Annotated in this window: 6 protein-coding genes; all 6 read right to left on the bottom strand. The window is 44.8% G+C overall.

Annotated elements, in window-relative coordinates; all coding sequences use genetic code 11:
- A partial coding sequence (locus KGY70_13335) for an alpha/beta fold hydrolase (protein ID MBS3776171.1) occupies positions 1-2244 on the bottom strand: 2244 nt, incomplete at its 3' end.
- A 31-nt stretch (positions 2245-2275) separates the two neighbouring features.
- The gene (locus KGY70_13330; protein ID MBS3776170.1) at positions 2276-3331 is read right to left on the bottom strand and encodes a glycoside hydrolase family 43 protein; all 1056 of its coding nucleotides are present in this window, start codon (positions 3329-3331) and stop codon (positions 2276-2278) included.
- Positions 3332-3371: 40 nt separating this feature from the next.
- Entirely contained in the window at positions 3372-3662 is a 291-nt protein-coding gene (locus KGY70_13325; GenBank protein MBS3776169.1) for a sigma-70 family RNA polymerase sigma factor, read from the bottom strand.
- 289 nt (positions 3663-3951) lie between these two features.
- Entirely contained in the window at positions 3952-5511 is a 1560-nt protein-coding gene (locus tag KGY70_13320; protein ID MBS3776168.1) for a glycoside hydrolase family 28 protein, read from the bottom strand.
- A 47-nt stretch (positions 5512-5558) separates the two neighbouring features.
- Complete coding sequence (locus KGY70_13315; protein ID MBS3776167.1) at positions 5559-6707, bottom strand: hypothetical protein; 1149 nt, start codon at positions 6705-6707, stop codon at positions 5559-5561.
- 120 nt (positions 6708-6827) lie between these two features.
- Positions 6828-8366, bottom strand: a 1539-nt coding sequence (locus KGY70_13310; protein MBS3776166.1) for a family 78 glycoside hydrolase catalytic domain, incomplete at its 5' end; no start/stop codon positions are given.

The following is an 8366-nucleotide window of genomic DNA, read 5'->3' as shown; positions in this document are numbered from 1 at the left end:
TCTGAAATTATCCTTCTGATGATACAGATCATATACCTTTCTTACCTCCTCCACACAGTCCTTCACATCCGGGAATGAAGCATACTGATCCCAGGTTGGCGCCACAATCAGAAGGGGACGCGGGGCAATGGCAGCCAGAATTTCATGAAAATCATAGGGAATATGGCTTTCATTTTTTGCGAAGAAGCCAAGCCGGGGTAGTAAACCATGGAGATGGGAATATACATAGATTCCTTCCGCTGTCTTTTCCGGTTTATTGAGGCGCATGGGTGTAAAGCCGCATACGGAAATCATGCCGGCAATGCGTTCATCCAGTGCTGCACTGTATAAACCCACTGTGGCACCCAGTGAATAACCTGCCGCATAAATTTGTTCCGAATCGATGAAATCGATTTCCAAAAGGGCATCGACAGCCCAGCGGGTATCGGCCACCATCCGTCCCATCTTCGACCAATGGGGGAACCGCTCATAAAAGAGCCTGCCTTCCTCAATTCTTGTGCCAAAGCCTATCTGGTCAAACGCATATACTGCATATCCTGCATCTGCAAATCGCGTGATGATGTCTCCTGCCTTAGCAAATCCCTTGGAATAGGAATATTCGTGCAGATAGATCACAACAGGCAAATCATCACCTTTTGGATCACCGGACTCATCTGATGGATAGTATAGCCGACCAAACATCAAAGGTCTGCTTCCAATACCCTTACCAACCCGGGGCAATCCAACCACCTCCCTCATATAGTCGGGTTGCTTTCCCGGGGCCACAGATGATGGCTCCTCTCCCAGTCCCCAGCTAATACGCTGTTTGATATCCGGCAATTTGTCCTTCCATTCTGTAGTATCCTGAATGGCCTTCCCTCGTGAATCCTCCAAAAGGTCATCTATTCCCTTTACATGATAAGACAAGGGATCCAACATCTCTTCGCTAAGACCGAGCCATTTTGAAAAGGTGTAATTATAGAATAGCTTGTTGTCCGGTTTGATGTCACCCCGTTCAAAAACGTGATCAAAGAAATCCAGATAACGCTCCATATCTCTGGCAGAAGGGGCATGCAGTCCATGTCGCAGGTCGATGGCGATCTTATCTTCGGCTCCTAAAAATTTATACGCCTTTTTGGCCGATCGATACGCCTGCTCAATACCCCATGGATTACCCGCCGATTCGGTAATTGATGAAGTAAGCATGAGTCCGCGGGGCGCCACCAGGGCCATCAGCGAATTCTGATCCACCGGCAGTTTGCTCTCCCGTCCTACAAAAAATCGCAGCCGTGGATGCAGCCAGTGGGGACGGTACCAGGTCAATAGCTGCATGGTTTCGTTGTTGTATTTATCTGTAGTGTACCTGAAAGGATTTTCTCCGCCTGTCCCGCCGCTGATGGGCACAACAGCTTTAATGCGTTCATCATAGGATGCAGCCCACAGGGCCATTTTCCCGTTCCGGGAAAGGCCTGTCAGGGCAATCTGTTCCTTATTGACCTCATCCAATGTATAAAGATAATCTATAGCTCTTGAGGCAGCCCATCCCCAACGCATGATGGTGCTGAAATCATATTCAGGCCACCAGATGTATTCATAGGCCTCGCTGTCGTCGGGGTAGCCATATTTGGGATCCGTTGCGGTAAAACGGCAGCCGATGTATCCCCGGCGCACTGCAGCCTGCACCCAGTCGTATCTGTCCTTCTTCCAGGGGCAGATGAATACCGGAAAAGGACCCTCGCCCGGAGGAATCAAAAGAGTCATGTGCAGTTTTGCTTTATGATCAGGACCAAAGCTCAACAAGACCTCTCTTTCTCTAAGTTTTCCCTTCATTTTCTCTTCAAGCACTTTAATCTGGAGATTATCGGGCGGAGGTGGAACTGTACCCGTTATCCATTGCTGGGTCTGTTTTTTCATCTGCTCCCGTTTTCTATGCCATTGCTCTATGGTCTCGACAGGGATATTTTTTCCACCCTCATCCAGAATCAACGGATCGGGGAGAAACGGCAGGGAAGGCATTTCATCAAACTCAGGAGGCAGTTCCCCGGTTCGCTCCAGCCAGTCGCCCCATGTGCAATCCTGCGGTGATACATGTGGTGGCGACGTTCCAGGAAGCTGGTCACCCGGAGTGGCAGTGCGGTCTTCAGGGAGCACTTCCAGTAATTGTTGCAGGTATTCCCGGCGGGTAAGGTCTTCCTGAGCGATGGCTGATAATGAAAAAAACAGGCCAAGCAATAAAGCTGTCGAAGCAATAAATGGATTTTTCATGGATTATATATTTTCATATAAGAGCATTCGTTCATTGGAGCAATTTCTTTTCAATGTCCACTTCACCCGACGGCCTTTTAAGCGGAACACCAACCGGTATAGGTTCTCCAAAATCGGGAGATCCATCGTTGTTCCAGTGGAACTGTTGCATCCGTATATCCCTGTTCCAGCCTGGCTCAGTGGATTTCTTTGAATGGTATATGATCCAGTCCTCTGTTCCGTCGGGCGATTTCACGAAGCTGGCATGCCCCGTACCGTAGACCTTTTCGGTCCCCTGAAAAACCGGTCCGCTTTTTATCCAGTTTTCAGGTTTCAACGGGTCGGCATCGTATGATTTCAGCCTGAGTTGGCCAAGGCGGTACTCCTTCAGCCAGGATTCACGGCATGAGTAGATGATAAACACGCCGGTATCGGTCTTCAGCACCTGGGGCCCTTCATTCAGATCAAGCGGACCCCCGGTTTCCCAATCCTTCTCCGGGGAAGATATCTTAACCCGAGGACCGGCCAGGGTATGAGGGTCTTTCATGGGAGCGATATAAAGATGCTGTGGGGTTTGATCGGTTTCAGCATTATCTTTCCATCCGGACCATATGGCATATAGCTCTCCGTGATGCTGCAATACGGTAACATCAATAGCCCAAATGGAGGTTTTATTTTCAGGATGATCACTGGTATAAAGCATTCCGGTTTCCTCATATTCCCCCAGGGCGTCTTCGCCGGCTGATTTCAACACTCCTGACCGCTGATGAATGAATGGGGGTCCTTCCCGGCCAGCAGCATAGTAAATATACCATCTCCCGTCAACATAATGCAATTCGGGGGCCCAGATATGATTCTTGTTCCATCCTGTTTCGGGAGCTTCCCATACGGTTTTTATGTTGTTTCTTTCGGTCATGATCCGGGATTTTGACACCTTGATGGCATTGTTTTCCGTAAAGCAATAGTAATAAAAACTATCCTTTTTTACCATCCAGGGATCAGCTCCGTCCCATACAGGATTCACAAATGTAGAATCGATGGTCGTGGAAAACCCATCTCCATCATTCTCACCGCCATTTGTACTGCAACCTGCCAAAACGGCTGACATAATACCTGTCAGTATCAACTTTATAAAATTACAATACATACTATTCACTATTTTTATTTATCTCAGCGACAAAATGCTTTTTCTGATAAGCTTCCCACATCCTGCTAATAGCCCTGCAGGTCAAAGTTCTTGCAGACTGGTAGCTTAAATCCAGTATCTCACATGTTTCTGCATACTCCATCTGCTTATAAAACCTGAACTGTATCATCCTCTTCTGTGTTCTGGATAATGAATCAAAAAGCCGGTTCAGGAGTTTCTTTATGCTAAAACTTAATTTCTTTTCCTCAAGAAGTTCCTGTATGACAGGAGAGCAATCGGATATGCCCTGCATGTTTTTTTCATTCCCAGGGTCTTCCCTTATGCTCGAATGTCTTTCTTTATCTTATAACCTTTAAAAGTGAAAAATAAAATAACATACATGGGTCCAAATACCCTCTAAATACAGACCCCTATAGAAAGCCTAACAGAAACCTTACGATGGATCCCATCAAATCAATAAGCAGGATCCCGAGTATTGGTAAAAATGTATCACGCACACGGGAAAGTTACTGCGGCCATACAGATTGCATTTACCGGAGGCAGAAGGCATAAGCATCAATGAGCACCAAAAAGGATATGTTTCATTTCATCACATCTTCCGGTAAATTCTCACCCAACTCAATATTTTTCGTAGAATAGCCTTCGATATTAACGGCGCCTGTATATTTACCTTCCAGCAAGAAGGGCGTTTGATTAACCTGGTTATCAAGTTTCAGGTTCTGAATGTTCAATTCAAAGACATCGGTGACTTCCATCGCCCGTTCTTCAGAGCTAATCTCCAAATTTTCCAGGGTCAGATTTTTCACTCTGTATATACGGGCTCCTTCAACGGCATTTTTAACTTCAATATTTCTAAAAGCAAAATCCTCAAGCCATTTCTCTGGTAAGCCATTCATTATAATAGCAGTGGGGACACCGTCAATTTTGATGTCATGAATGTTTATGTTTTTGAATAAAGGGGCTACACCTCTTGCATCTTCATGATAGTAGGCATTGAAATTAATGGCTGAATTATCAAGATCTTTCATCTGAATATCCCGAATGTAGATGTTTTCTATCGAATTGCCTCTGCCTCTCTCTGATTTAAACCGTATCCCCCGGTCGCAACCTTCAAAATAGGCATCATGGACATATACATTTTCTATGCCCCCGGAGGTTTCACTGCCGAAAACAATTCCGCCACTTCCGGTTTGAACATCAACAGCCTTATAATTGCGTACAACAACATTTTTGGTGGGAATATCAATTCTCAACCCATCTTCATTTAAACCGGATTTCAGCACCACTGCATCATCCCCTGTCTCGAAATGGTTGTATTCTATCAACATATTTTTGCATGAGCTTGGATTGATACCATCCCCGTTAGGCGCCTCCTTACTTAAAACTGTAATGTCGCGCACAATGATGTTCTCACAATAAACCGGATTTATATTCCACATCGGAGAATCCTTAAGCGTAATTCCTTCAATCAGGATATTTTTTGACTTCCAGAAGACAACAAAATTCGGCCGCATGCCTTCCTCTCCGGCTCCTTTACCATACCTGCGTCTGGAAAGGGGGACTTTGGTCGCCTCAGTTCGTGGTGTATATGAATGCTTTTCAGCCCATTCCCACCAATGGCGTCCATGGCCATTCAAGGTGCCCTTACCGGTAAGCGCGATATTTTCAACATCTCTGGCATAGATCAACGGTGAATAATTGTAGGCTTCAACTCCCTCGGGACGTTGAAGTACCACCGGCAGATAATCTTCTTTATCTTCGCTAAAATGCACCACGGCATCTTCAGCAATGTGCAGGTTGATATTACTCATCAGATGGATGGGGCCGGTCCACCATTCGCCTTCCGGAATAATCACTTTACCGCCGCCTGATTTGTGAGCGGCTTCAATAGCTCTATGGATGGCTTCTGTGTTTTTGTCTTTGCTATCGGTTCCTGTTTCAGCGCCATAGTCCTTAATATTGAATGTATTATCAGGGAAATCCGGCCTTGTTAAATCCGGCATATCAAATGGTGCATTGACCGGAGCAATCTCCTCAGGAACTTCGACAGGTTCATCCGGTGAAGCCGCGGCAGCACTCATAGCAAATGCTAAAAACAATATGAGGGTTACGAAATACTTATGGATGCCTGGGGTCTTCATTTTGTTTACCTCCAAATTTTAAATTGATGGTTTGCAACTGACATTAGTTAATAAAATCCATACTCATAAGCAGCATCATAAAGAGCAACAATATTTTCCGGAGAAATACCCGCCTGAATATTGTGTATATTATTAAAAACATATCCTCCGCCGGGTTTAAAAATATCAAGGTTTTTTCTGACTTCATCCCTCACCTGATCGGGATCTGCAAACGGCAATATGTGCTGGGAATCTATTCCCCCACCCCAGAACACGATCTGATCTCCGTATTTTTCTTTCAAAGCTTTTGGATCCATATTATTTGCACTTGTCTGTACCGGGTTCAGAATATCGATCCCAATTTCAATAAGATCCGGGATGTATTCTATACATGAGCCGCATGTGTGATACCAGACTTTTGCTGGGGTTAAGGATTTAATATGCTGAACAAGCTCTTTTTGCCGGGGCTTAACTATGCGACGGTAAAAATCAGGAGAAAATAAGGCGCCGTATTGTCCTGCAATATCGTCACCGATCATCACAACATCAATGCTATCACCAACAGCTTTCATGAATTCCGTAACGAATCCTTTCCAAAATTCCAAAACATGATCAAGCAGAGTACTGCAAAACGCTTCATTGGTCAGCATATCCATAAACCATTGTTCCAAACCACGCAGATACCAGCATGTTTCATATATCACTCCGATGATTCCGGTAGAAATTGCATAATTTGTTTCATTCCGAAGTTTGAGTACTTCCTCTCTGACACCGGTAAATCTGGTAGGATCATCACCTTTGGGAAAGGGATAATGCTTGACATCTTCTATAGTAGCATTAGCAAGAGGATGATGAGAAAGATCCATATAAAGGTTCTGATCATCCGGCATAGACCATACAACCCCGAATTCATCTTCCAGGTCATGCCAGAGTTTTCCGTTTCTCCAATTTTGTTGAATGGAACCGTCAAAACCTTCAGGACCATGAGCATTGATATACCGCAAATCAACATTGAATCGTTTTAATACATCCTCAGAAGGCTGGGCAAGCTGCTGCACCGGATCCATAATATTAATTTCCTCATCATATCCCAGATAATCAATAAGATCCTTATAGGCTTTTTTATGAATTCCGGTTTGAAATCCACCAAGATCTATTGGCACTCTATCAGGAATTTGATGGTTAATGGCCTTTTGCACTCTTTCACGTGAATTCATACTACATTATTTTTTTGTTATATTCATTAAGACATTGTGCTTTGATACAAAATTGAAGCCTGCTTAATAAAGTTAATTTCACAGCCCCGTTGGGATCGGGGGAATAAAAATCAGCACCGGTTACTGAAAAAAATCAAATATATATTCTCCGGAACCTATTTTCAAACGAGTTTCATTTTTATTACCACCTACATCAATGATATCCGGATGACCCGTAATCCGGGTACCTGACTCAGTAATCCGATCCTTTTGACCTGACGGAATGATAACAGTTGCAGTTGTATTGACCGGTATGGTAACTTTCATGGTTATCTGCCCACCGGCTCCGGACCATTCCGAGGCAATTCTTCCATTGGGCGAATCATACCAGGCATTTGTACTTTCAATGTTACCTACCATGGCCGGATCAATCAGAACGTGGTTGTAGGCAAAAGATTCGTTGGTTTGTTGTATCCCTGATAATCCTCCATAGAACCATTCCATGATATGTCCCAGCATCAGGTGATTATTGGATACTTCTTCCAGTGCAGCCCAGGATTCTGTCAGAGCAGTCGCTCCTTTTTTAAGCTGATAGCCATAGCCGGGCACATCATCCCGTGCATTCATTTCATAAAGCAGATGATCGGCTCCGCCATTCTGCAGTGCCTTCACCAGGAAATGAAAACCCACATCGCCGGCTGTCAATGCTTTGTTATTGGCATGGATGGAATCAGTCAGATTTGAAAATACATGCTGCCGATCGTCCTCGTCCACCAATCCGGTGACCAAAGGCATAGCCATGGCCGTTTGGCTACCTGTAGAATACACATCCTTTTCCTCATCAAAAAAGTGATCCTGAAATGCCTTTCGGATCTGTTCCGCCCATTGCGAATACCTGGCTTGTTCTTCGGGTTTATCAATAATTTCGGCCATCCGACTCAGCAAATTCACATCATGGTAATAGATTGCTGTAGCTGTGAGAGCTTTGGGAGTTAGCTGAGCAGGACCCGGAGAGTCAGGCCCCAGGTCATACCAATCGCCCAGTCCATGGGAAAGAATGTGGCCGTCGGCTTTGCTCTTCAAGTAATTTACATAACGGCTCATCATAGGCCAGGCCTTTTTCATCGTTTCCTTATCGCCGTACCACTTGTAGAGAAACCAAGGGAGTATAACGGAAGCACTCCCCCACTCCGGTGAATCCCGGAATCCATCAATAAATTCAACATATTCAGGTGCAATATCCGGAACGAGTCCTTCGGATGTTTGTGCATCCATCATGTCATAAACCAGCTTTTTGTAAAGATGATGGAGATTATAATTGTAATGTATGGATCCACCCATTAGATGTGTTTGCTCCATCCAACCTAATTTCTCACGATGGGGACAGTCTGTTACCACGCTTTGCAGATTGCTCCTGATGGCCCAGTTAATCAGCGAATAGATATCGTTAAAAAGTTGATAAGAAGTTTCAAAATGGCCATCTTGGGGAGCAGAATTTCGTGTATGGAGGAAATCCATATCTAAAATTTTGGGTTGATCGTTACCGGAAACAGTATCCGGTGTTGCTCCTTCTACTTGTACATAACGAAATCCATAATAAGTGAATTTCGGGTTCCAGGTTTCCACCCCGTCTCCTTTCAGGGTGTAGGTATAATAATGCGGTTTGCCTGAAGCATCCTG

The sequence above is a fragment of the Bacteroidales bacterium genome (assembly GCA_018334875.1).
GTDB lineage: Bacteria > Bacteroidota > Bacteroidia > Bacteroidales > UBA12077 > JAGXLC01.
This window is presented reverse-complemented; position numbering and strand designations above follow the sequence as displayed.